Genomic DNA, 23844 nt, shown 5'->3' with positions numbered 1-23844 from the left:
CTGCATTCATACAACTTTTAAAAATCATACGTTAAAATAAATAGATAATTGGGGACGTCTGTTGCTTTATTATCTTTGTAATTGATATAAAATGCGAAGTAAGATAAACATCTTCGGCGACCGCTCTGGGAAATACACTGCGCGCATCCTAAGGCGGCTGGTGAGCCCCTTCATGCTGACGCATTTCAGTGTCTCACCTATGCCTCTCTTCCCGTAGGAGTCTCCTTGTATTTCCCAGAGCTAGTTTTAGCTTGCAGCGACAAACTGCATTCATACAGCGATAAGAATCCATTACACAGCTTCACCAGTCAGAGTGAGCGGCGGGCGGTGGATCCTCGAAAATTATAAACCAATTTTTTTGCAAAAATGCAAATGCCGACGAAGCCTTCCTTGCCCATCGGGAACAGCACGTGTCCGATGACCCGCAGAGTGGTTTTCTCGGACGTGGCTTGAGGCTGCCTAAGGTGCGCCTCCGCCCAGAGCGATCTCGGACAGCAGCATATGCACATATCTCCGGACACAAATCTAAATTACTTCGTAGTTTACAGATTTTGCGGCGAAAATAGCAATAATTTTCGTCGAACGAGTAACGGCAGTCCCATTCTGGCAAGTAATAACCACATAAAAAGGAGCTTGTGCAATTTTGCCAAGCTCCTTTCCAATGCGTTTTTTATTCAGCTCCAAAGAACTATCGGCGTTCTTTAATACGAGCCGCTTTTCCGCGTAGATTACGAAGATAGTATAGTTTCGCACGACGTACAATACCACGGCGAGTAACTTCGATTTTATCGATTCTTGGTGAATGTACTGGGAAAGTACGTTCAACACCTACACCGTAAGAGATTTTTCTTACTGTAAATGTTTCACTGATTCCACCGTTTTGGCGTTTGATGACAACACCTTCGAATACCTGGATACGTTCGCGGGTTCCCTCTACTACTTTAACGTGAACCTTTAGCGTATCACCGGAACGAAATTCGGGATGATCTGTGCGAAGTTGATCTTTTGTGATGTCTGCAATAAGTTGTTGCATTCTACTTCACTCCTTCCAAACCAATGCTCATTATTCTCTTAAGGAACAGCGGAACATCGTTTATATGTACTTAAACGAACTTAAGCACAATATCTAATATACCATATTGGAATTAATAGTTCAACTCTATTTTTTTAAGATAAATAAAGTTTCATCAAGTTTTTTCACTCTTTTTGATTTTCTCCAATATCTCCTGGTCTGCTTTGCTCAGGGGATAATCATTCAAAAGATCACCGCGCCGTTTGTATGTTCGCTTTAATGATTCTTCTCTTCGCCAATCTCTGATTTTTGCATGGTCACCTGACAGGAGGATATCAGGTACCTTCATGCCTCGAAAATCAGCAGGCCTCGTATAGTGTGGGTGCTCCAGTAAACCTGTAGAAAAAGAATCCTCCGGTGCAGATTCTTTGTTGCCAAGCACTTCAGGAAGCAAACGCACCACACTGTCCACAACTACCATTGCCCCAAGTTCTCCGCCAGTAAGCACATAGTCACCAATTGAAAGCTCATCGGTAACCAAATGCTCCCTAATCCTCTCATCATAGCCTTCATAATGACCGCAAATAAAAATCAGGTGCTCCTCTTCTGCCAACTCTTCCGCTTTTTTCTGGGTAAACGTCTCTCCTTGAGGGCACATCAGGATTACACGTGGTTTTGTCTGTTTTTTGTTCTTCACGGCTGTGACTGCATCAAAAACAGGCTGTGGAGTGAGTACCATTCCCGCCCCGCCACCATATGGATAGTCGTCCACCTTCATATGCTTATTCTCTGTGTAGTCACGGAAATTTACGAGATTGTAGCTGAATTTTTCTCTTTCATTCGCTTTTTTTAATATCGAAGATTGAAACACTCCCGAAAACATTTCCGGGAAAAGGGTCAGGATATCAATATGCATTAGTCCAGCAGTCCTTCCATCGGTTCTATGACTACTTTTTTTTCAGCAGTATCAATCTCTAAAACAACATCATCAATGTAAGGGATAAGAAGATCTTTCCCTTTTGCCTGCTTGACAACCCACACATCATTTGCTCCAGGCGATAAAATTTCTTTAATCTCCCCAAGGCTCCTATCATCATTTGTAAAAACTTCACAGCCGATGATTTCGTGATAATAATATTCATCCTCAGCAAGGTCTGTTAACTGGCCTTCATAAATTTTCAATTTACATCCTTTAAATGATTCCACTTTGTTAATATTGTCATAACCTTTGAATTGAACGAGATCAAAGCCTTTATGCATGCGATGGGTTGCAATAGTCAGTTCAATTGGCTGCTCATCCTTTATCACATAAACAGTTTCTCCAGGTTCAAAACGCTCCTCGAAATCACTGATGCGCATCACTTTAACTTCGCCTTTAATCCCATGTGTATTCACTATCTTTCCTATATTAAACATTTTCTCTTCCAAAATATCACCCACTATTTCTCAATTCTTATAATAATATCATCTTTAATGACAATTGCCTGACCTTCCATTAGATCGTCCCAGTTTGAACCAACTTCCACTTCAACAAGAGCCTCAACTTCTGATTCAATAATTTCACTTCCAATTTCAAGTGTTTCCAATTGATCAATTTTAAAGTCGACCAGCTTGATTTTCTCTTTACGATTATTGATTTCCTGCTGAAAACGCTGTTCAATGTCCTGTTTTGAGACCCCCTGCTTATTTTGCAGCTTCCGTTTTTCAAATAGGAGTTGTTGACACTCTTGTTCAAGTCGCAATTTATGATCGTGAAAATTGCTGTATATTTTTTCTTTGCTTTTCTCGGTAACAATCTGCTTGATAAGAACCTTTTTAATGATATTCACTGGATCTCCTCGCTCCCGTTAGAAAACTTGGCATACGTCAAGCCTTTGGGCGAATGCCTTAGTTGCACTTATGCAAGTATGAAAGTGTATACTTTCTTACTTCCCAAAAAATCTAAACAATACCCATTCCACATACTACCCATTATACAGAATCATTTGGAATGTATAAAAGGGAAAGTAGAACCCACGCAGCAGGTTCGCTTTCCCTTTACATTATATCCAAATAAATACGTTTATTACCATCTGTCTTAGCTGCATAAACAACTGTACGAATCGCTTTTGCAATACGGCCATTTTTTCCTATTACTTTTCCGACATCCTCTGGATTGACTGTAAGATGGTAAACAATTTTAGCATCTTCTTCCGTTTCCGTTACGACGATGTCTTCCGGGTAATCAACTAATGAGGCAACAATCGATTCTATCAGGGCTTTCATGATATCACACTACTTATTTAGTATTTTTATTATCGTGGAATTTTTTCATGATGCCTTCATTTGAGAAAAGATTACGAACAGTATCACTTGGCTTTGCGCCTTTTGCCATCCAATCAAGTGCTTTTTCTTCATCTATTTTAACTTCAACTGGATTGACTACTGGGTTGTATGTTCCAATTTGTTCAATAGAACGTCCATCACGAGGAAAACGTGAATCAGCTACAACGATACGATAAAATGGATTTCTTTTAGAACCCATACGTTTCAAACGGATTTTAACTGCCATTATTTGCACCTCCAATAAAATGTTTTTCACAAGTTTAGATTCTACCAGAAAAAAATGGGTCTGTAAAGGTTTTTTACATTACAAGCTTCAAATAGTTTATTTAGGCTGCTCAGATTCATTTCAGGAACCTGCAAAATCTGAGATTAGAACGGTAAGTTGAAGCCGCCCTTGCCTTTTTTCCCTTTTTGCATATTTGTCATTTGCTTCATCATTTTTTTCATTTCACTGAATTGCTTGATGAGTCGGTTAACCTGGGATACGGATGTACCGGATCCTTTTGCAATTCGTTTCCTGCGGCTGCCATTGATGATACTTGGGTCCTGTCTTTCTTTCTTTGTCATCGATTGAATGATCGCTTCCACCTGGGACAGCTGCTTATCATCCAATTGCGCGTTTTTAAGACCTTTCATCTTGTTGGCGCCTGGTATCATCGCCATCAGATCATCCAAAGGCCCCATCTTTTTAACCTGACCCATCTGCTCAAGAAAATCATCAAATGTAAAGGACATCGTACGCATTTTTTCTTCAAGTTCCTTGACCTGTTTTTCATCCACATTTGATTGCGCTTTTTCAATTAATGACAGGACATCGCCCATACCGAGAATTCTTGATGCCATACGTTCAGGATGGAAAGCCTCCAGCTGATCCAGCTTCTCTCCCATACCGGCAAATTTAATCGGCTTGTCTGTTACTGCTTTGATGGAAAGTGCTGCCCCACCACGTGTATCACCATCGAGCTTAGTAAGCACAACGCCAGTAATGTCAAGCTGCTCATTGAAACTTTCAGCTACATTGACTGCATCCTGACCGGTCATAGCATCCACAACGAGGAAAATTTCGTCCGGTTTGACAGTGGCCTTGATTTGCTGCAATTCCTCCATTAAATCCGTATCTACATGCAAGCGTCCCGCCGTATCGATGATGACATAATCATGATGTTCCTCTTTCGCTTTTTCGATAGCTCTGGATGCAATGTCAACCGGTTCTGCCTCCGTACCTAATGAAAAAACAGGCATGTCCAATTGTTCGCCAAGTGTTTCCAATTGTTTTATTGCTGCAGGCCGGTAAATATCACAGGCTGCAAGTAATGGTTTTCGATTATGTTTCTTCCGAAGCAGGTTTGCAAGTTTTCCAGTAGTTGTTGTTTTACCTGCACCCTGCAGGCCTACCATCATAATGACAGTTGGCGGACGGTCTGCAACGGCAATCTTGCTTTGTTCGCCACCCATTAAAGTTGTCAGTTCTTCTTTTACGACTTTAATAACCTGCTGTCCTGGTGTTAAACTTTCCATTACTTCCTGACCTATGGCCCTCTCCTTTATGCGTGCGATAAGGTCCTTTACCACTTTAAAGTTTACATCTGCTTCCAACAGAGCCAATCGCACTTCACGGGTCATTTCTTTAACGTCTTGTTCAGAAACCTTCCCTTTACCGGTGATTTTCTTTATCGTACTTTGCAGGCGGTCAGCCAATCCTTCAAATGCCATAGAAGGTGTCCCCCTAATCCAATTCTTTTAGTTTATTAATTACTTCCAATACCAGTTCATCGGTAATTGTATTCTCCAATTGTTCAAGAAGAGTTGCTCGCTGCTCAAACTTACTGTATAAATGCAATTTCTCTTCATACGTTTCAAGCATTGCTTCGGTACGTTTGATATTATCATACACAGCTTGTCGTGACACATGAAACAACTCGGAAATTTCGCCAAGCGAGTAGTCCTCCAAATAGTACATTTCCATATAGTTCCGCTGTTTGGGTGTAAGTAAAGCTTGATAAAAGTCGAATAAATAGTTAATGCGCGTTGTTTTCTCCAGCAAGTTCCACACCCCTTGTTAAGTGAAAATCCTTTACAATCATCATAGCCAGAGTACGGAAATAATGTCAAGGAATTTCAAGCTCTAATCTTCTGTTGCTATATCTGCAAAAAGCCCATAAACAAATGCATTTGCGTCAAATACCTGCAAATCATCAACCTGTTCTCCGAGACCAACATATTTAACAGGGATTTTCAATTCATTTCGGATGGCAAGTACAATACCACCTTTTGCTGTCCCGTCAAGTTTAGTCAGGACGATACCGGAAACGTCCGTTGCCTCCGAAAAAGTTTTCGCCTGACTTAGTGCGTTTTGTCCGGTAGTTGCATCAAGGACAAGCAACACTTCTTGAGGGGCTCCAGGAATTTCCCGCTCTATCACACGTTTCACTTTCGAAAGTTCGTTCATCAAGTTTACCTTATTCTGCAGTCTGCCAGCAGTATCACAGATTAAAACGTCTGCACGGCGGGATTTCGCTGCTTTAATACCGTCAAAAATTACTGCAGCTGGGTCACTTCCGGCATTTTGCCTGATCACTGGGACATCCGCACGTTCTCCCCATATTTCAAGCTGCTCAATGGCACCTGCACGAAATGTATCCCCAGCCGCCAATACAACGTTTTTACCTTGTTTTTTTAGCTGATGTGCAAGTTTTCCGATGCTTGTCGTTTTCCCTACACCATTTACCCCAACAACAAGTATAACCGAAAGTCCCTCTTGCTGTATATTTAGCTTTTCAATTTCCTCATTATCATTCCCATAATAGATTTCCACTAGCTTTTCTGAGATGACATCTTTTATGCCGTTCGTGTCTTTAATGTTCTGCCGCTTAACCTCCATTCTCAGTTCTTCCACCAAATCCATTACGGTTGTTACACCAACATCAGCTGTGATGAGAACTTCTTCCAATTCCTCGAAAAAATCCTCATCGACCTTACGATATCTGGCAATCAGATCATTCAGTTTGCCTGAAAAGGAATGACGGGTTTTTTTCATCCCTTCCTGATATTTCTGGGAAACATCTTCTGTTTCTTCATTTTGTTTAAATTTACTTTTCAACTTATCCATGAAACCCATTGACTATCTACCTCCTAAGATTTGATTAATTCTTTTGTTTCTTCAAGCCGTACAGACACAAGCCTCGATACCCCTGATTCCTGCATCGTCACGCCATAAAGCACATCCGCCTCTTCCATCGTTCCTTTTCTGTGTGTAATCACGATAAATTGTGTGCTGTCACTGTACAACTTAACGTATTTTGCAAACCTGGCAACATTGGCTTCGTCAAGTGCAGCTTCCACTTCATCCAGGATACAGAAAGGCACAGGACGCACCCTCAAAATGGCAAACAATAATGCAATGGCCGTTAAGGCGCGTTCTCCCCCTGAAAGCAAGCCTAAATGCTGCAGTTTCTTCCCAGGTGGCTGGGCAATGATATCGACACCAGTATCAAGAAGATTTTTAGGGTCGGTCAATTTCAATTCTGCATGACCACCACCAAATAACTGTGTAAATACAACAGCAAATTCATCTTTGATTTTAGTAAATGTAGCATCGAAACGATTTTCCATCTCTTCATCCATTTCAGCAATAACCTGATATAGCACTTGTTTGGCTTCCACTAGATCATTCCTCTGTTCTGTCAGGAATGAATAGCGTTCCGAAACCCGCTCATATTCATCAATCGCTCCCAGATTGACTGTACCTAAACGTTCAATACTGAGCTTTAATTGTTTTACCGCTGACTTTGCTTCCTCGATGTCCTCAACTTTGTCATAGTGTTGTTTCGCCTTCTCGTACGTGATTGTATACTCTGTCTGCAGGTGATTCAGACGATTTTCAAGCTCCACATCAAGCCGGTTCACTTTTACTTCTTTTTGCTGAATCGCTTGGAGAAATTTCTGATGTGTACTATTTTCTTCCTTAAGCTCTTTTTCTATCTCCTGAACATGCTGCGTCTGTTTTACTCTTTCTTCACGCAATTGCTGGATTTTCTCAGTGGAAGATTCTTTCTCTGTCTTGGCTGTTAGAATCATTTGATCCATATCAGCTTCAGTCTCTTCCGAGTTCTCAAATTCCAGCATGTTCCTTAACTCGTTATCGTTTTTCTCATATTGCTCTTCCAGACTGTTTAATTGCTGTTGGACAACATTCGTTTTTTCACGCTGATATTTGACCCGTTCCTCCTGCTCTGCGAGTGTAATCTGAAACTTATGCAAGTCACTTTGCATTATTTCCTTGTTTTCTTTATACTTCTCATCTTGATTAGATAACGTATCAATCTCTTTCTGAATTGCCTCAAGCTGATTTTTTATGGTTGTCAATTCATCTGTCAATGCCGTTTCACGAGCGATTAACTCCTGACTGTCCTGAACGAATTGCTTTTTATCCAAATCATAAATGGACAAGTTATCATTTATGGAAGACAACTTCATCTCCACTTGCTTATATTCACTACGCAATTCCTGCAACTCATTTTGAAGAGCTGACAGCTTGATTTCTTCAGATGACAGCCTATCTTCAAGCTCTTTAACATTATTTTTGCGTTTTTTTACCATCGATTCAAATTGCAGTGCCTTTTCGTTGAACTCTTTCAGCCGATCTGTCATATCCTGAAGGTCTTTTTCCCTTGTAAAAAGTGACTGATTTGTTTTCTTTTGGGCTCCACCGGACATGGATCCCCCTGGATTAACAACATCACCTTCGAGTGTAACAACCCTGAACCTCCGATTAACGATTGCTGCGATTTCATTGGCATTCTTCAGTGTCCTTGCAATAATTACGTGACCCATCAAGTGATTGACCGCTTTTTGATAAGCATTACTCGTTTTCACTAGTTCAGAGGCTATCCCAATGTATCCGGGGCGGGTTTCAATCTTATGCAGAATATCTTTTGATATAAATCGTTCCTGGATGGAGCTAAGAGGTAAAAAAGTCGCCCGGCCATTATTTGTTTTCTTAAGCCATGCGATTGCATTTCTTGCAGCTCGATCGTCTTGCACAACTATATGCTGGGCCTGGCCGCCGAGAACGGTTTCGATTGCCGTTATATAATCCTTTGATACATCTATCAATTCAATGACCGCACCGTCAATATTTTCAAGCCTTTTCTCTTCACGTGCTTTTAAGATTGCTTTTACACCGTGGAAAAATCCTTGAAAATCCTCTTTCATTTCTTCCAGCATTTCCTTTTTGGATTTAAGATTCTCAATATATTGATAGCCTTTGTAAAGTTTGGCTTGTGAATCCTGAAAATGATTACGTTCGGCCTGTAAATCCTTTTTTGTTTTCTTGATTAAGGTTTCCTTATCCGTAAACTGATTTTCCTTTACATTGAATGCAGATTGCAGTTCATCCAGCTTTACTGTTAATTGCTCTCTTAATGTTATCAAGTCCTGGAATTTTTCCGACTGCTTATCTTTCTTACCGTTAATTTGCTGTAGCTGCTGGGCGATTGATTGTTTTTCGTTACGCTTTGCTGCCTGCTTATTAAGGAATTCAATATAATCCGACTTCAATTCCTCAATCTGGTCGGAAATGCTCTCTTTACTCATTGTCAACTGTGCTTCAAGTTGAGTTGCTTTTTCATTTGTTCTTTTTCTTTCATCCTGCAGATCTGCGAGCTTTTTTCTTTCAAATTCCAATATCTTTTTGGCTTCATCAATTTTGGAGACTGTCTCTTCCTGTTGCTGTTCAAGTTTTTCCTTATTTTCGCCAAAATGCTTGGACCGTTCATCCAGCAATTGTTTTTTTCCCTCGTACTTCTCTAGTTGTTCGGTTGCTTTCAAAAGATTTTCCTGCAATACTTCAATTTCACTATCAAGCCTAAGTGTACCCTGCTTGTATTTTTCCAGTTCAGCCTCTCTCTTTTGAATGGCAGTTTTTTTATTCGCTTCAGCAGTTTTATCATCTTCAAGCTCATGCAATAGCATTTGCCATTCCGTATAAATCTGTTCGATTTCCGTAATCAGGTAGGAAATTTCCTTTTTCTTTAATCTTTCTTTCAGCTCCATAAACCTTTTGGCGTTTTTCGCCTGCTCTTCTAGTGGATTAATCTGCTGTTCAATCTCGTGAACAATATCCTCCACCCTGTTCAGGTTTTCCTGCGTCTCCGCTAATTTATATTCAGATTTCTTTTTTCTTTGCTTGTATTTCAAGACACCTGCAGCCTCTTCAAAGATTGTTCTCCGTTCTTCCGCTTTGGAACTAAGGATTTCTTCCACTTTACCTTGACTGATGATAGAAAAGGCCTCGCGTCCAAGGCCGGAATCCATAAAAAGATCGATGATATCCTTTAAACGACAGGATTGTTTATTGATATAGAATTCACTGTCACCAGACCGGTAAACACGGCGCGTAACACTGACTTCTTCATAGTCAAGTGGCACCCTTTTATCTTGGTTGTCCAATACTAATGTAACTTCTGCGACATTTAATGCTTTTCTCGTGTCACTGCCTTGGAATATGATGTCTTCCATTTTGGAGCCACGTAATGATTTGGCCGATTGTTCACCAAGTACCCATCGTATTGCATCGGTTATATTGCTTTTCCCACTGCCGTTTGGTCCAACAACCGCTGTCACCCCAGGTACAAAATCTACGTTTATCCGCTCCGCAAATGATTTGAAGCCCACGCTTTCCAATCGTTTTAAATACATATACATTCTCCTATTTTGAGAGAGACCTTATATCTTTCCCGATCCCTTGTTCCTAATCATTAATATTCTATTATAATTTGGCTTTTTAACTTATTTATTTTATCATAAAGTGAGGCACAAAAGAAGAGCAGAACCTATTCAAACACAATGCATTGTAATGTTCTATAGGTCAAAGGGGGAAATGAGATGAATTTGGAAAAGGCAAGTGAAGAAAACATGAAAATTTTACTTGATGAATTAGCTGAACGGCTAAATGTTGTCAATCGCTCCATCATGGAACCAGAAGACTATGACTTAAGTAAATATGAGGATTTAAAATTCTTGTATGATATGGTGATAAAAAAAGGTCAATTAAGCGCTTCTGAAACACAGGCTTTTATTCAGGAACTTTCAATGATCAGAAAATAGTTTCCTGACAGCAGAAAGGCTGTCACTCCATACCGAGTGCAGCCTTTTAGCTTATACATTCATACTGTCCAGTGCATATTTGGCTGCACGCTGCTCTGCTTCTTTTTTGGTCCTTCCGGTACCTTCACCGGCAATGTTGCCTTTTATGATTGCCTGGGCAACAAATTCCCTGTCATGAGAAGGTCCTTTTTCTTTAACTATCTTATATTCTATAGACTGGTTCTTGTTTTGCTGAACTAATTCCTGCAGCTGACTTTTATAATCCATCGCATGAGAAAAAGCACCCGTATTGATTTTCGGAAAAACATGCATCTCAAGAAATTTCAATGCTGCATCAAATCCCTGATCCAAATAAAGTGCCCCCAGAAAAGCCTCAAACACATCCGCCAAAATTGCCGGCCTTTGTCTTCCACCGGTTTGTTCTTCTCCTTTACCCAGAAGCAGAAATTCGCCAAAGTTCAATTCTGTGGCAAAACGCATCAAAGAAGGTTCACATACGATTGCAGCACGCAATTTGGTCATTTGACCTTCAGGCATCTCTTTATTATTTAGAAACAGGTATTGGGATACACCTAATTCCAGTACCGCATCACCAAGAAATTCAAGGCGTTCATTATCCGAAAACACAGTGTTCCGATGCTCATTCACATACGATGAATGTGTAAATGCCTGCTTAATCAGTTCTGGATTATTAAAGTTAGTCTTTAATTGCTCTTGTAATTGATCTATATCCATAACCTTCACCTCCACTTACAAAATATAGCGAAAGCCCCGCGAATGCGAGACTTTCTGTCAGCGGTTTTTCCGCAATGTATTAAGCTTTGCTGTTTATGTAATTCACAGCATCACCTACTGTATTTATTTTTTCAGCATCTTCGTCTGCGATTTCCATGTCAAATTCATCTTCCAATTCCATTACTAATTCCACTACGTCTAAAGAATCTGCTTCCAGGTCATCTTTAAAAGAGGCTTCCATGGTAATTTTTGACTCATCAACATCAAGACGATCTACGATAATAGCTTTTACACGATCAAATACGTCTGCCATCATACTTCACCTCCCTTCAAGTAGTATAAGAGATTTCAATCTGCATTTCTACCCGGAACATTATTACAGTCGCTTTTGATTTGGGCAAGTTTAGGGGCCAGGAGCTGCAGTGCTTCGGAGAACCTCTGTCCGATAAGTCAACATCGACTCAGGTGCTTAAGGAGGGCCGACTAAAAACGGCTTACGCCAACGTCGGCATACCCCTACAGTAAAGGGGCGTGTTTCCTTTATCTCCGGCGGTTTCCTCCAGCACTCACGCTCCTGAACGGCCCCTCTCGCTTTTGATTCGGCCAGCTCAAGGGGCCAGGAGCTGCAGTGCTTCGGAGAACCTCTGTCCGATAAGTCAACATCGACTCACTACGTTCCTCGTGTTTCCTTTATCTCCGGCGGTTTCCTCCAGCACTCACGCTCCTGAACGGCCCCTCTCGCTTTTGATACTACATAACCATTCCGCCGTCTATGTGGATGGTTTGGCCGGTGATGTAGTTGGCGTCTTCTGTTGCCAGGAAGCGAACTACGTTTGCTACGTTTTCTGGTGTCCCTAGTTTTGCCAATGGGATCAGGCTTAACACCCCTTCTTTTTGTTCTTCAGTAAGTTCATCGGTCATATCAGTTGAAATGAAACCGGGAGCAACTGCGTTTACCAGAATGTTCCGTGATGCGAGTTCTTTGGCAGTAGTTTTTGTCAGGCCAATAACGCCGGCTTTGGCTGCAACATAGTTTGCCTGTCCCGGGTTGCCGCTGACACCCACAATGGATGCAACATTTATAATTCTTCCGGACTTCTGTTTCATCATTTGTCTGGTCACTGCTTTTGTACAAATGAAGACACCTTTCAGGTTCGTATTAATAACCTGATCAAATTCTTCTTCTTTCATACGCATAAGCAGGTTATCTCTTGTCACACCAGCATTGTTGACTAAAATATCCAGACTTCCAAACTCAGTTGTCACATGTTTTACCATCTCTTTTACATTTGCTTCATTTGCGACATCTGCCTGGACCTTAAATGCCTTCACACCAAGGCCTTGAATTTCTTCAACGACAGCTTGTGCTTTGGCTTCACTTCCGGCATAGTTAACAGCCACGTTTGCCCCTTGTTTCGCAAGTTCCAAAGCGATTGCTCTGCCTATTCCGCGTGAAGCACCTGTTACAAGTGCATTTTTACCTTGCAGCATTACGAATCCTCCCTGTACCATGTAATAAATTCATTCATTGATTTAATATCCTGTACGGCAAAAGTCGGGACTTTTTTGTTTATTTTTCGCAGCAATCCGGAAAGCACTTTTCCATTCCCCACTTCCACAAACGCGTCAACGCCCTCTTCAATCATATTGTTGATCGACGCTTCAAATCGTACAGGAGAGTATAGCTGTTTAAGAAGCAATTCCTGTATTTCCTCACTCGATGTGACAGCATCCGCTGATACATTGGCAAATACTGGAATGGAAGCATCTTTTATTGGTGTTTTATCCAAGTAATGCGCAAACTCCTCATTAGCAGGCTTCATCAATCTTGAATGAAAAGGTCCGCTTACATTCAACGGGAGAACGCGCTTTGCCCCTTTTTCCTTCAACAAGTCAGAAGCTGCATCAATTCCTTCCTTGGAACCGGATATAACTATCTGCCCGGGACAGTTTAAATTGGCAAGGTCTACCACTTCATCCGTAATATTGTTTAAAGCATCTGAAACCTCTTGCTCACTTAGGCCAAGAACAGCGGCCATTGTACCCTGACCTTTCGGAAATGCTTCCTCCATCAGTTTACCGCGGGCAGCCACAAGTGGGAGGGCATCTTCCAAGGTGAGGGCATCGGCAGCAACAAGAGCACTATACTCACCAAGGCTGTGACCGACAGTCATGACTGCTTCAACTTTTTCCTGCTGTAATAATTTATGTATTGCAATGCTTGTTAAAAGAAGTGCAGGTTGAGCATTTTCTGTCTCAGTCAGAACTTCTGCGGGTCCATCAAACATAATTCCCTTTATGTCCTTCTCCAATACATCATTTGCTTTTTGAAAAAGATCCTGTACGAACGGAAATTCATCATAAAATTCCTTTCCCATGCCAACAGCCTGTGAGCCTTGCCCTGGGAACATACACGCAACACGTTTCATAAAATCACTCCTCTTCCAATTCTATCGACTCAATTGTAGTTTTAATCGTATTGGTTACATCGTTTTCAACCATATGATTTGCCTGCTTAATCGCACTTAATATAGCCCTGCTGTTGGACGATCCATGTGCTTTTATCACTGGAGCTGCAAGTCCGAAAAGACCTGCTCCACCATATTCAGAGTAATCCAGCTGATCTTTGAGACCTCTAAGATCTTTTTTTACAAGCCCGGCGGCAATCTTTGTTTTAGTGGATGACATAAAAGTACTCTTCAATAAAGTGAAAATAGTCTGTGCTGTACCTTCTATCGTTTTTAAGGCGATATTCCCGCTAAAACCATCGGTCACGACTACATCGGCAGCACCAGTTAGAATATCCCGTGCTTCCACATTTCCAATGAAGTTAATCGGTGCATTTTTTAATTGTTCGAAAGCCTTCTTTGTCAATTCGTTCCCTTTTCCATCCTCTGTCCCGACATTCAGCAGACCGACAGCGGGTCTGGTAATACCACGCACTTTCTCGGAATAGATGGAGCCCATAATTGCATATTGCACAAGGTGGCTCGGTTTGGCATCTACATTTGCACCAACATCAAGCATCAGGAAACCTTTTCCGTCAACTGTAGGAAGGGTGGGACTTAATGCAGGACGGTCAATCCCAGGGACTCTGCCGACCACAAACAGCCCAGCGCTCATTAAAGCTCCTGTATTACCTGCAGAGATACAGGCGTCGGCATTTCCTTCTTTTACTGCTTTAGCCATTAATACAAGCGAGGAGTTTTTCTTCCTGCGTACCGCGCGTACAGGTTCATCATCACTCGTAATAACCTCATCTGTATGAATAATTTCTATATTTTTATTATTTGTCAGAAACGGTTTAATTTGGTTTTCATCGCCAAATAGCGTTATGGTCAGATGATCTATCTCTGATATCGCATCCATTGCACCAAGCACGATTTCCTTTGGCGCATTGTCGCCTCCCATAGCGTCAATTGCTAATCTCATTTTCATTTTCCCCTCTATTCTCATTGGATTGATACATATAAAATCTCCCTGTAAACACCTTCTCATTATCTACAAAACTATTTACATGCACAACCGTGCGTCCTTTGGCATCTTTACCTTCTACTATTGCCTTCGCTATTACACGCTCGCCCTCGATTACCTGGCGTGTAAATTTTACTTCTGATTTTGCTGTTAAAGCCAGTTCATCATTAATTACTGCTACTGCAAGTGAATTGGCTTGTGCAAAAAGATGGTGGCCCCTTGCTATTTTATTTCTGGAAAACACGAGATCCGATGTGATTTCCAATAAGGATATCGCACGCTTATCCAATTCCAAATCTATGATTTCACCGATTATTTCATCGAGCGGTAATGCTCTTACCGTTTCGTTCCATTGATTAGTAGCAACATATTTAATACGCTCCCTTAATTCAGGAATGGTCAGCTCCATTCGATCAAGACGTATCGTCTGGATACTCACATTGAATTCTTTGGCAAGCTGTTCATCCGTAATGAAAGGGGTTTGCTCAATTCTTTCTTTAAGCTGTCGCTGGCGTTCCGTTTTTGATTTTCTCATATTGGCACCATCCACAATCTTTTAATTTAAGACTTGGTACTAATAGTAATATATAATACCATTTGAAATTATGCAAATTAACCCTAGTCCAGCTTATCCAGAAAGGAAAGTTCCTGTTCCAGATACTGTCTTAATGAATAAAATTCCTTATCATTCTCCAATATGTTTGTTTCAATGATTTCCTGGGCATCATTTCTGGCGGTTTCCAGTGCTCGATAATCATGAATCATATCTGCCACCTTAAATTCCGGCATCCCGCTCTGTTTTTTTCCGAAGAAATCCCCTGGTCCCCTCAACCTTAAATCCTGCTCCGACAATTCAAATCCGTTGGCTGTTTCAGTCATGATCCGCATCCGCTCTTTACCCACTTCTCCTTTTGGTTCTGCGATCAATATGCAATAGCTTTGCTTGTCTCCCCTGCCTACTCTTCCTCTTAACTGATGAAGCTGTGACAATCCGAATCTTTCAGCATCATAAATAACCATGATGGTAGCGTTTGGAACATTCACACCAACTTCCACAACAGTAGTTGAGACAAGAACGTGAATTTCATTGGCAGCAAATTGTTTCATTACCCCCTCCTTCTCCGCAGAGGGTAATCTCCCATGCATTAAGCCTACTTTTACTTTTTCGGGGAAATATTCCTGGAGCTGATGAAAAAGATCGACTGCATTTTGAATGTCCAATTTGTCTGATTCCTCTATCAATGGACTGATTACGTATGCCTGCTCCCCTTCTGCAACTCGTTTTTCTATAAAATCAAGGATTCTTTCAAACGTGTTTTCTTTTGCCCAAAGTGTTTCAATTTCCTTTCTCCCCACAGGCATTTCGTCTATTATCGATACATCCATGTCTCCAAAAGCTGTAATTGCAAGCGTTCGCGGTATCGGAGTTGCCGTCATAAATAAAACATCCGGATTTAATCCTTTATCCTTCAGGGTCCTCCTTTGTTCCACTCCAAATCGGTGCTGCTCATCAACAATCACGAATCCCAAATCATTAAAGATGACTTCATCCTGGATCAATGCGTGTGTACCGACGATGATATCTGCTTCATTATTTTGGATAGCTGCCAATATTTCTTTTCTCTTTTTTCCTTTAACAGAACCAGTGAGCAGTACAATTGTCGCCTTCTCGCCAAAAAGTTCTGTTAAAGACTGGAAATGCTGCTCAGCTAGAATTTCCGTAGGTACCATCAATGCCCCCTGCTTTCCAGCCGTAATTGCTGCATAAAGACTGATTGCTGCTACTGCTGTTTTTCCTGATCCCACATCTCCTTGGAGCAGTCGATTCATACGAAACGGTGATTTCAAATCGCCCAGGATCTGGTTAAGTGATTTGGTTTGGGCATTTGTCAGTGAAAAAGGAAACCCATTTATGAAATCCTGCACTTTACCCGGATCATAATCGTGGGCATTACCTTGTGTGGATTCGCGCTTCAATTTGCGCAACAGCTGCATTTTCAGCTGAAAAAGCAAAAATTCCTCATACGTGAACCGGCGGCGTGCATGCTTCAAAGCAGTTCTGTCCGCTGGAAAGTGCATGGCATACACCGCATCCTTACGTCCTGGAATTTTATAAGACTTTATATATGTATCGGGCAGAATTTCTGAAATTTCTTTGCCATATTGACTTAATGCCGCCCTGATTATTTTTTTAAGTTTGATATTCGTAAAATCACCTTTTACGGAATAGACTGGATTGATATTGGCCTGTTCCTCTGCAGGCCCCAGCTTATAATTGCTAACCGTGATTTGCAGACGATGGGCATCCCATTTACCAGTTAACGTAACCATGCTCTCCGCATGGAGTTGTTTTTTTGCGAATGCTCTGTTAAACATGACTGCTTTTACGGCTATTCCTTCCACTTCAACCGTAAAAGACAGCCTTGATCTTTTTCTTCCATAAAAAGTAAGGGAAGGTTCGTGGATAACCCTTCCCTCTATGGTTACTTTATCATCATGTATCAATTCGCTAAGCGGTTTAATTTCATATACATCATAACGATAAGGGAAATAATAGAGAAGATCTGCAACCGTGTGTATATTCATGGATGCCAGATCTTCTGCAGCCTTATCCCCCACACCTTTTACCTCTGTTACAAGCTCGCTAAGCACAGCCAATCACTCTTTCTACATCGTCATTCCGAAGATTTTTTCTTTTAGCAATCTGCCGGTTGGTGTATCCGCCAATCCACCTTCTCCAGTTTCACGTAAACTAGTCGGCATCTGTTGCCCAATCCGGTACATCGCACCGATGACTTCATCACATGGGATTCTGCTTGTGACCCCTGCCAAAGCCAGATCTGCAGATACAATTGCCAGGGAGGACCCTGCAGCATTTCTTTTTACACAAGGCACTTCAACAAGGCCGGCAACAGGATCGCAAACTAATCCAAGCATATTCTTTAACGTGATTGCAAACGCCTCTGATGATTGCTGTGGTGTGCCGCCGGCCATTTCGACTATTGCAGCGGCGGACATTGCACCAGCGGAACCCACCTCGGCCTGGCATCCTCCTGCAGCTCCTGATATAAAAGCATTATTTGCAACTACAAATCCAAAAGCCCCTGCAGTGAACAAGTAGCGGATCATCTGCTCCCGTGTAGGGTTTAGTTGTTCTTTCACCGCAAATAGTGTACCGGGCACACAGCCGGCGCTTCCCGCAGTCGGGGTTGCACAAATAATGCCCATTGCAGCATTTACTTCATTTGTGCCCATTGCTTTGCTGACAGCGTCCATCATTAGGTGACCGGATAATGGTGTTTTTTCTTTCATATATTTCTGCACGAGTACAGCATCTCCACCTGTAAGCCCTGTTACCGACTGAACACCTTGCATTGCATCATCGATCGCTCTTTCCATCACTTGAAGATTCTTTTCCATTTCTTCAAAAACTTCATCCCGTGTTTTTTCTTTAACATCCATTTCCTGCCTTATCATTACTTCAGATATTAAAATATTTTCTTTTTCAGCTATTTCAACCAATTCAGCGACTGTTCTAAACATCATAAAACTCCTCTCTCAGATCAGCTGACAATTTTAGATATTTGAATAATGTGGTCAGCTTCTTCCAGCTCTTTCAAGATGTCATCATCGACATTCTGATCTACCTCAATGACCATCAATGCTTCCTTACCGACATCTTTCCTGTTTACTTCCATATGCCCAATATTAATCTCGTACTTTGCCAAAATTTTTGTTACGGAGGCAATTGCACCAAAGCGATCATTATGCATGATCAGGATTGCCGGATGATTTCCTGACAGCCGAAGTTCAAATCCGTTCAGCTCCGTAATCTCAACTTTTCCACCACCGATTGAAATACCAACGAGTTCCAGTTGCTCTGCGTCATCACCTATGATCAGACGAGCTGTATTAGGATTGACTGCAGAAGCACTATCCTCAATAAATTCGATTTCCAAACCATTCTGCTTTGCGATTTCAAGGGCTTTGCTCATTTGTGGATCATCTGTTTCAAAACCCAATAAACCAGCTGCCAAAGCAAAATCCGTTCCATGTCCCTTGTAGGTTTTCGCAAAAGATTCATATAAATGAATTTTTGCCCATTTCGGTTGTTTTCCAAATAAATTACGAGCCGCTTTTCCTATTCTTGCTGCACCTGCCGTATGAGAGCTTGAGGGTCCTACCATGACCGGGCCGATAATATCAAAAACAGAATTATACTTCATACGCATGCACCTCCTATTTCTGGTTCGTATAGATATTGTTCTATTGTAAAGTATAACAAAAAAGACTATAATAATCATTTGTGGATTATAGAATTAGCATATATTTGTAAAATCTGACCGGTAATTATTATTCAAATGATTTGCCGGAAAATGATAAAATCTTTTTCTATATTCGGGTGGGAGAGGGATGTAAGACAGATGAGGAATTTTTATGAAACAAAACGGCGATAAACTTCGCACACCTTTAGGGAATGATATAATTGCCGGAATAATCGGCTACTTCACGACCGTTTATATTGTTGTCGTCAATGGTTCAATACTAAGTGAGGCTGGTATTTCCCTGGAGGCTGGAATGATGGCCACAATCATGGCCAGTTTCGTAGGCACCATGATTATGGGGTTTTATGGGAAACTGCCCTTAATATTGTTTCCTGGAATGGGCATCAATGCTCTCTTTGCCTATTCGATTGTAGGGAACAACGGATTCACGTTTCAGGAAGGCTTGGCCGTCGTATTGGTGGCAGGCATTATTTTCCTGTTAACGGCATTCAGCAAACTAGGTGTCATATTAAAAGATGCCATTCCTGATTCATTGAAGCATGGAATTACCGTTGGGCTCGGATTTTTCCTTATTTTGATCGGGTTGGAAAGCAGCGGTCTGATTACAAGCGGCGAAAGTACAATAATACAAATCGGCGACTTCACATCAACCACCGTGATTGTCAGTCTTATCACTTTATTTATTGCTATCTTTCTATTCGTCAAAAATGTCCCTGCCAATTTTTTAATCACAATGGTAGTCGGAACTTTACTTGCAACTCTTTTTGGTATTCCAGAGGCAGAAATGGCCCCTTTCCGTGTGAATATGGATGAGTTGCTGTTTTTCCCATCGTTTACCGCTATAGGAGAATTTTCCTTCTGGCTGGCAGTGTTTCCATTGGCATTAATTCTCATCTTTGAAAATATGGGGATTCTAAGCGGGCAACTGCAAATGCTGGATAGGGATAATAGCTATAACAGAGCATACCGGGTTACCGCGCTCTCTGCTACTGCCTCTGCTTTCTTTGGCACTTCACCAACTGTATCAGGAGCCGAAAATGCTGCGGTAATAGCTTCCGGTGGGAAAACTGGAAAAGCTGCAATAACAGCAGGTATATTGTTTTTGGCAACAATCGTTATCATTCCTTGGATTTCGATCGTACCAAATTCGGCAATCAGTCCTATATTGATTATAGTTGGATTTTTGATGGCGCAAAACATCCGGCACCTGCCGTTAAGAAATCTGCCGGAAAGCATTCCAGCATTGCTGATCGTCGTCATGATTCCATTCACCTACAGTATTGGTGATGGCATGGCATTCGGCTTCATCTCCTATCCAATTGTCAAAGCTGCTTTAGGGAAACAGAAAGAACTGACGACACCGTTAATAGCAATCTCATTATTGTTTTTGCTTAGCTTTATTTTAAAGATAGTTGGTTTATAAAGTGGTGTAGTCATAGAAAAATCCGAACTATGATTCAGAATTCTTTAGTCAGAATTCGAATAAGTTCGGATTTTTTCTTTTTTAAAATAAGAAAGTATTTATTTTCACAGCAATCTATTCTTACACACAACCAGCCGGTTACTGGAATCGCGTGAATAAAAACAAGGGACGGGAAGCGCAATAACCATGCGTTTTCCGTCCCTTGTTTATCTTGAGATGGTACTGTTAATCATGTCCCCGCACCTTTTCTATTCGACTGAGAATATATACGAATATATGGGCTGATTTCCATTATGAACTTCTATTTCCACATCTCCATATGTTTCTTCAACGTATGATACGAGTTCTTCAGCTTCGGATTCCTTCACATCTTCACCATACAGAACAGTTAAGATTTCATCATCATCCGTGATTAGTTCCTTCAGCAATAATTTGGCTGCTTCAACTTTTTCCGTATGTGTCGCTACGATTTTCCCTTCATCAATACCCATGAAATTACCTTTTTCAATCGTGATGCCATCGATTTGTGTATCTCTGACTGCATATGTGATCTGGCCGGTTTTCACTTGCTTGCGGGCTTCGTCCATCACTTTTTTGTTCTCATTAATATCCGAATCCGGATGGAAAGCCAGAATTGCACTGATCCCCTGAGGAATGGTTTTGGTCGGGACTACCTCCACATGCTCCTCAGCAAGCTCGGCAGCCTGATCGGCAGCCATAAGGATGTTCTTATTGTTTGGTAGGATGAGAATATTTTTGGCATTAGCTTTCTTTATTGCATCCGTTATATCCTGTGTACTAGGATTCATGGTTTGTCCACCTTCAATCACCACTGATGCTCCAAGGCTTTCAAATAGCGTTACAAGGCCGCTTCCCATTGCTACAGTTACAATAGCATATGCAGCTTTTTCCTTACGCGTCGATTTTTTATCCTGTTCCCCAACAAGTGCTGTATGTTGTTCACGCATATTTTCAATCTTCATGTTAACCAAACTTCCGAAACGCTGACCAAGCGTCAAACAGTTCCCAGGAGTTTCTGAATGAATATGGACTTTCACAATCTCATCATCCGATACAACTAATAATGAATCTCCAAGTTCACTCAACTCATCACGGAAGTTTTCTTCACTGAATGGATTATCTGCAAGCTTTTCTTCCTCGAATTTTACCATGAATTCTGTACAGTAACCATAAACTATTTCAGACGTATCCATGAAATCCTGCGTTACCTTATGATGCTCTGCATTGACCATCTCTTCCATCTTAACATCCGTAGTATCTTCAGGAAGTTCTTCCCCTTTAAGTGCAGCCAAAAACCCTTCGTAAATGGTCACAAGTCCCTGGCCGCCTGAATCGACCACACCGACTTCTTTCAGGACAGGTAGAAGATCGGGAGTTCGTTTAAGGGAAGCTTTTGCTTCAGCCAACACCTTTTCCATAAATACAATAATATCTTTTTCATGTTCAGACTCACTGACTGCTATTTTCGCTGAATCTTTTGCCACTGTCAAAATAGTACCCTCCACAGGTTTCATGACAGCTTTGTAGGCAGTAACCACACCGGCATCAATGGCCTCGGCAAGATCAGGTACTGTAAGCAGCCTTTTCTTTTCCATCCCTCTTGCAAATCCGCGGAATATTTGGGACAAGATGACACCCGAGTTTCCTCTGGCACCCATCAATAAGCCCTTTGCAAAAGCATTTGCGACTTCAGAAGTACTGTTGCTCGTAAGCTTTTTGACTTCATTGGCTCCAGATGTCATCGATAAGTTCATATTGGTACCGGTGTCACCATCGGGTACCGGAAAGACATTTAATGCATCAATTTTTTTGGCATTGTTTGATAGATGATGTGCTCCGGAGAGTATCATTTGTGTCATTGTAACGCCATCCAACTTTTCTACCGTCACTGTGTTTCCTCCTTCAAACTGCAGCAAATCAATCTTTTGCTACACGCACTCCTTGAATGTATATATTTACTGAGTCAATTGCCAGTCCTAACGATTGGCTTAACGTATATTTCACCTGAGATTGTACATTGTTTGCCACTTCGGATATCTTCGTGCCATAGCTTACAATTATATACATATCAATGTGCAGCTTATCAGCTTCCTGACGCACTACAATCCCGCGGGAGTAATTCTCTTTTCTCAGCATTTCGGCAATACCGTCTTTAATTTGGCTTTTGGAAGCCATCCCTACAATACCATAACATTCTACGGCTGTACCACCTGCAATGGTAGCTATAACTTCATTTGTAATGGTTACTTGACCATCATTCGTATTAAGTTCAATGGACATTATAATCCTCCTTAAATTACCTGTCAGAAAGTCCTCTTAAATAAATCATAATATACAGCAAATTATACTACAGCCTGATAACATTTAAAAGCAACTACTAATATATCGTGATAAATTACTTTTGTAAAAAATTTCCCTTATTACAATGTATGATTTAAATTAATCTGTCAAGTATTTTTTCTTTATCTTATATGTGGATTCGCCTGTCTTTTGGCGAATAAATCAGGAGGAAAGGATATTTTAACCAAATCCTCTTTAACGGAGGACATCTGTCAGTGGAGGTCAAAAAAGGCCCGTGAAAGGTGTCACCGTACGATGAAAACAAAAAGATTAATTGCATTCTAAGCTTACTTATGGTAAATTGTATAAGTAATAAATGACACATGATAGAGTAAGGAGGGATTAACATGGCTAGAAAATGTGTTGTAACTGGACGTCAAACTCGCAGTGGAAACCAACGCTCTCACGCTATGAATTCCAACAAGCGTAATTGGAAAGCTAATGTGCAAAAAGTACGTATTATGGTAGACGGCAAACCTAAAAAAGTCTATGTCTCTGCTCGTGCCCTTAAATCAGGTAAAGTGGAGCGCGTTTAATATAACGTCATTAACATTAGTTGTTAAAACCGGAAAACACCCGATGCATGCATCAGGTGTTTTTTTATAGGGGATAGGAAAGTATAAAATTTTGGCAGCAATTAATTCTTACACATAAACGGCCACGTCCAGCTCTAGCGCCCAGGGACTACCGAGACTTCCTTCGCCTCCGTACGATAAGTCAACATCGACTCTCTCCGTTCGTCGTGTTTCCTTTATCTCCTACGTAGGAATGTTCGACAAGTCGAACCACCCCACAGTGCGGGGCGCAGTCCGTACGTCCCTAAACGGGCGCTTGCGCTTTTGTTCTTCCGTTAACTTATTCTTAACTCAACTTTCGCAGAAGGAAATGGATAAATAAACCTTGGCAGAATTAGGATAGCGTGAGTTGCACTGAGCAGCCTAGTTACACCTGGACCCCCAACGTTCTTTTAGTTTTTACATCTTTTAATTCGCAGTTTATGTAAAATGCGACGTAACTTCTATTTAATTTACGATAAATTTATAGCTGATACTGGAAGCAAGTAACTTCGGCGACCGCTCGGGGAAATACACTGCGCGCATCCTAAGGCGGCTGGTGAGCCA

General features: G+C 41.3%; 24 protein-coding genes. 3 read left to right on the top strand and 21 right to left on the bottom strand.

What is annotated here, in order from left to right; translation table 11 throughout:
* Positions 1-688: 688 nt before the first annotated feature.
* From rplS to smc, 10 genes are all read right to left on the bottom strand, one after another.
* The gene (rplS, locus tag A4245_RS14990) at positions 689-1033 is read right to left on the bottom strand and encodes a 50S ribosomal protein L19 (protein WP_067729340.1); all 345 of its coding nucleotides are present in this window, start codon (positions 1031-1033) and stop codon (positions 689-691) included.
* Between the two features lie 154 nt (positions 1034-1187).
* Entirely contained in the window at positions 1188-1928 is a 741-nt protein-coding gene (gene trmD / locus A4245_RS14985) for a tRNA (guanosine(37)-N1)-methyltransferase TrmD (protein WP_067729338.1), read from the bottom strand.
* Complete coding sequence (rimM, locus tag A4245_RS14980; protein ID WP_067729433.1) at positions 1928-2428, bottom strand: ribosome maturation factor RimM; 501 nt, start codon at positions 2426-2428, stop codon at positions 1928-1930. The genes trmD and rimM overlap by 1 nt, the downstream gene beginning before the upstream one ends.
* A 23-nt stretch (positions 2429-2451) precedes the next feature.
* Entirely contained in the window at positions 2452-2841 is a 390-nt protein-coding gene (locus tag A4245_RS14975) for a YlqD family protein (protein ID WP_067729336.1), read from the bottom strand.
* Positions 2842-3049: 208 nt separating this feature from the next.
* Entirely contained in the window at positions 3050-3277 is a 228-nt protein-coding gene (locus tag A4245_RS14970) for a KH domain-containing protein (protein ID WP_067729334.1), read from the bottom strand.
* 13 nt (positions 3278-3290) lie between these two features.
* Entirely contained in the window at positions 3291-3563 is a 273-nt protein-coding gene (gene rpsP / locus A4245_RS14965) for a 30S ribosomal protein S16 (RefSeq protein ID WP_067729332.1), read from the bottom strand.
* 143 nt (positions 3564-3706) lie between these two features.
* Complete coding sequence (ffh, locus tag A4245_RS14960; protein WP_067729330.1) at positions 3707-5050, bottom strand: signal recognition particle protein; 1344 nt, start codon at positions 5048-5050, stop codon at positions 3707-3709.
* Between the two features lie 13 nt (positions 5051-5063).
* Entirely contained in the window at positions 5064-5381 is a 318-nt protein-coding gene (locus A4245_RS14955; protein ID WP_067729328.1) for a putative DNA-binding protein, read from the bottom strand.
* An 81-nt stretch (positions 5382-5462) separates the two neighbouring features.
* Positions 5463-6455 carry a signal recognition particle-docking protein FtsY gene (ftsY, locus tag A4245_RS14950; RefSeq protein WP_067729326.1) on the bottom strand — a complete coding sequence of 331 codons (993 nt, stop codon included), beginning with the start codon at positions 6453-6455 and terminating at the stop codon, positions 5463-5465.
* Positions 6456-6469: 14 nt separating this feature from the next.
* A complete protein-coding gene (gene smc / locus A4245_RS14945) occupies positions 6470-10036 on the bottom strand; it encodes a chromosome segregation protein SMC (protein WP_067729324.1) in 3567 nt (1188 codons plus the stop codon).
* A 186-nt stretch (positions 10037-10222) separates the two neighbouring features.
* Between smc and A4245_RS14940 the strand changes: the two genes are divergently transcribed.
* Positions 10223-10444, top strand: a complete 222-nt coding sequence (locus A4245_RS14940; protein ID WP_067729322.1) for a DUF1128 domain-containing protein — start codon at positions 10223-10225, stop codon at positions 10442-10444.
* Positions 10445-10495: 51 nt separating this feature from the next.
* Here the strand turns inward: A4245_RS14940 and rnc are convergent, their stop codons facing one another.
* From rnc to sdaAB, 9 genes are all read right to left on the bottom strand, one after another.
* Positions 10496-11179, bottom strand: coding sequence for a ribonuclease III (gene rnc, locus A4245_RS14935; protein WP_067729320.1), 684 nt, complete (start codon positions 11177-11179; stop codon positions 10496-10498).
* Between the two features lie 79 nt (positions 11180-11258).
* Positions 11259-11492 carry an acyl carrier protein gene (acpP, locus tag A4245_RS14930; protein WP_067729431.1) on the bottom strand — a complete coding sequence of 78 codons (234 nt, stop codon included), beginning with the start codon at positions 11490-11492 and terminating at the stop codon, positions 11259-11261.
* Positions 11493-11929: 437 nt separating this feature from the next.
* Positions 11930-12670 (bottom strand): 3-oxoacyl-[acyl-carrier-protein] reductase, encoded by a 741-nt coding sequence (gene fabG / locus A4245_RS14925; RefSeq protein WP_067729317.1) that lies wholly within the window; start codon positions 12668-12670, stop codon positions 11930-11932.
* Positions 12670-13608 carry an ACP S-malonyltransferase gene (gene fabD, locus A4245_RS14920; protein ID WP_067729315.1) on the bottom strand — a complete coding sequence of 313 codons (939 nt, stop codon included), beginning with the start codon at positions 13606-13608 and terminating at the stop codon, positions 12670-12672. The genes fabG and fabD overlap by 1 nt, the downstream gene beginning before the upstream one ends.
* Positions 13609-13612: 4 nt before the next feature.
* Entirely contained in the window at positions 13613-14611 is a 999-nt protein-coding gene (plsX, locus tag A4245_RS14915) for a phosphate acyltransferase PlsX (RefSeq protein WP_067729314.1), read from the bottom strand.
* On the bottom strand, positions 14595-15188 hold the full coding sequence (gene fapR / locus A4245_RS14910; protein WP_067729312.1) for a transcription factor FapR: 594 nt from the start codon (positions 15186-15188) through the stop codon (positions 14595-14597). The genes plsX and fapR overlap by 17 nt, the downstream gene beginning before the upstream one ends.
* An 83-nt stretch (positions 15189-15271) precedes the next feature.
* Complete coding sequence (gene recG / locus A4245_RS14905) at positions 15272-17305, bottom strand: ATP-dependent DNA helicase RecG (RefSeq protein ID WP_067729310.1); 2034 nt, start codon at positions 17303-17305, stop codon at positions 15272-15274.
* 15 nt (positions 17306-17320) lie between these two features.
* Positions 17321-18196 carry an L-serine ammonia-lyase, iron-sulfur-dependent, subunit alpha gene (gene sdaAA / locus A4245_RS14900; RefSeq protein WP_067729308.1) on the bottom strand — a complete coding sequence of 292 codons (876 nt, stop codon included), beginning with the start codon at positions 18194-18196 and terminating at the stop codon, positions 17321-17323.
* 20 nt (positions 18197-18216) lie between these two features.
* On the bottom strand, positions 18217-18879 hold the full coding sequence (gene sdaAB, locus A4245_RS14895; RefSeq protein WP_067729306.1) for an L-serine ammonia-lyase, iron-sulfur-dependent subunit beta: 663 nt from the start codon (positions 18877-18879) through the stop codon (positions 18217-18219).
* A 211-nt stretch (positions 18880-19090) separates the two neighbouring features.
* Between sdaAB and A4245_RS14890 the strand changes: the two genes are divergently transcribed.
* Positions 19091-20362 carry an NCS2 family permease gene (locus A4245_RS14890; protein WP_067729304.1) on the top strand — a complete coding sequence of 424 codons (1272 nt, stop codon included), beginning with the start codon at positions 19091-19093 and terminating at the stop codon, positions 20360-20362.
* A gap of 248 nt (positions 20363-20610) precedes the next feature.
* On the opposite strand, the gene A4245_RS14885 is transcribed toward A4245_RS14890, so the two are convergent.
* Positions 20611-22272, bottom strand: a complete 1662-nt coding sequence (locus A4245_RS14885; protein WP_067729302.1) for a DAK2 domain-containing protein — start codon at positions 22270-22272, stop codon at positions 20611-20613.
* 28 nt (positions 22273-22300) lie between these two features.
* Complete coding sequence (locus A4245_RS14880) at positions 22301-22663, bottom strand: Asp23/Gls24 family envelope stress response protein (protein WP_067729300.1); 363 nt, start codon at positions 22661-22663, stop codon at positions 22301-22303.
* A 407-nt stretch (positions 22664-23070) separates the two neighbouring features.
* Here A4245_RS14880 and rpmB point away from each other — a divergent pair, with 407 nt between their 5' ends.
* The gene (rpmB, locus tag A4245_RS14875) at positions 23071-23259 is read left to right on the top strand and encodes a 50S ribosomal protein L28 (RefSeq protein WP_010649390.1); all 189 of its coding nucleotides are present in this window, start codon (positions 23071-23073) and stop codon (positions 23257-23259) included.
* Positions 23260-23844 lie beyond the last annotated feature (585 nt).

The organism is Oceanobacillus damuensis (assembly GCF_001618145.1).
GTDB classification, from domain to species: Bacteria; Bacillota; Bacilli; order Bacillales; family Amphibacillaceae; genus Oceanobacillus; species Oceanobacillus damuensis.
This window is presented reverse-complemented; position numbering and strand designations above follow the sequence as displayed.

Bases quoted from the DNA above. Each gene is read 5' to 3' on its own strand.
- rplS (WP_067729340.1), bottom strand. From the start codon at position 1,033: ATGCAACAACTTATTGCAGACATCACAAAAGATCAACTTCGCACAGAT.
- trmD (WP_067729338.1), bottom strand. From the start codon at position 1,928: ATGCATATTGATATCCTGACCCTTTTCCCGGAAATGTTTTCGGGAGTG.
- rimM (WP_067729433.1), bottom strand. From the start codon at position 2,428: ATGTTTAATATAGGAAAGATAGTGAATACACATGGGATTAAAGGCGAA.
- A4245_RS14970 (WP_067729334.1), bottom strand. From the start codon at position 3,277: ATGAAAGCCCTGATAGAATCGATTGTTGCCTCATTAGTTGATTACCCG.
- rpsP (WP_067729332.1), bottom strand. From the start codon at position 3,563: ATGGCAGTTAAAATCCGTTTGAAACGTATGGGTTCTAAAAGAAATCCA.
- ffh (WP_067729330.1), bottom strand. From the start codon at position 5,050: ATGGCATTTGAAGGATTGGCTGACCGCCTGCAAAGTACGATAAAGAAA.
- ftsY (WP_067729326.1), bottom strand. From the start codon at position 6,455: ATGGGTTTCATGGATAAGTTGAAAAGTAAATTTAAACAAAATGAAGAA.
- smc (WP_067729324.1), bottom strand. From the start codon at position 10,036: ATGTATTTAAAACGATTGGAAAGCGTGGGCTTCAAATCATTTGCGGAG.
- A4245_RS14940 (WP_067729322.1), top strand. From the start codon at position 10,223: ATGAATTTGGAAAAGGCAAGTGAAGAAAACATGAAAATTTTACTTGAT.
- rnc (WP_067729320.1), bottom strand. From the start codon at position 11,179: ATGGATATAGATCAATTACAAGAGCAATTAAAGACTAACTTTAATAAT.
- acpP (WP_067729431.1), bottom strand. From the start codon at position 11,492: ATGGCAGACGTATTTGATCGTGTAAAAGCTATTATCGTAGATCGTCTT.
- fabG (WP_067729317.1), bottom strand. From the start codon at position 12,670: ATGCTGCAAGGTAAAAATGCACTTGTAACAGGTGCTTCACGCGGAATA.
- fabD (WP_067729315.1), bottom strand. From the start codon at position 13,608: ATGAAACGTGTTGCGTGTATGTTCCCAGGGCAAGGCTCACAGGCTGTT.
- plsX (WP_067729314.1), bottom strand. From the start codon at position 14,611: ATGAGATTAGCAATTGACGCTATGGGAGGCGACAATGCGCCAAAGGAA.
- fapR (WP_067729312.1), bottom strand. From the start codon at position 15,188: ATGAGAAAATCAAAAACGGAACGCCAGCGACAGCTTAAAGAAAGAATT.
- sdaAA (WP_067729308.1), bottom strand. From the start codon at position 18,196: ATGTTTAGAACAGTCGCTGAATTGGTTGAAATAGCTGAAAAAGAAAAT.
- sdaAB (WP_067729306.1), bottom strand. From the start codon at position 18,879: ATGAAGTATAATTCTGTTTTTGATATTATCGGCCCGGTCATGGTAGGA.
- A4245_RS14890 (WP_067729304.1), top strand. From the start codon at position 19,091: ATGAAACAAAACGGCGATAAACTTCGCACACCTTTAGGGAATGATATA.
- A4245_RS14880 (WP_067729300.1), bottom strand. From the start codon at position 22,663: ATGTCCATTGAACTTAATACGAATGATGGTCAAGTAACCATTACAAAT.
- rpmB (WP_010649390.1), top strand. From the start codon at position 23,071: ATGGCTAGAAAATGTGTTGTAACTGGACGTCAAACTCGCAGTGGAAAC.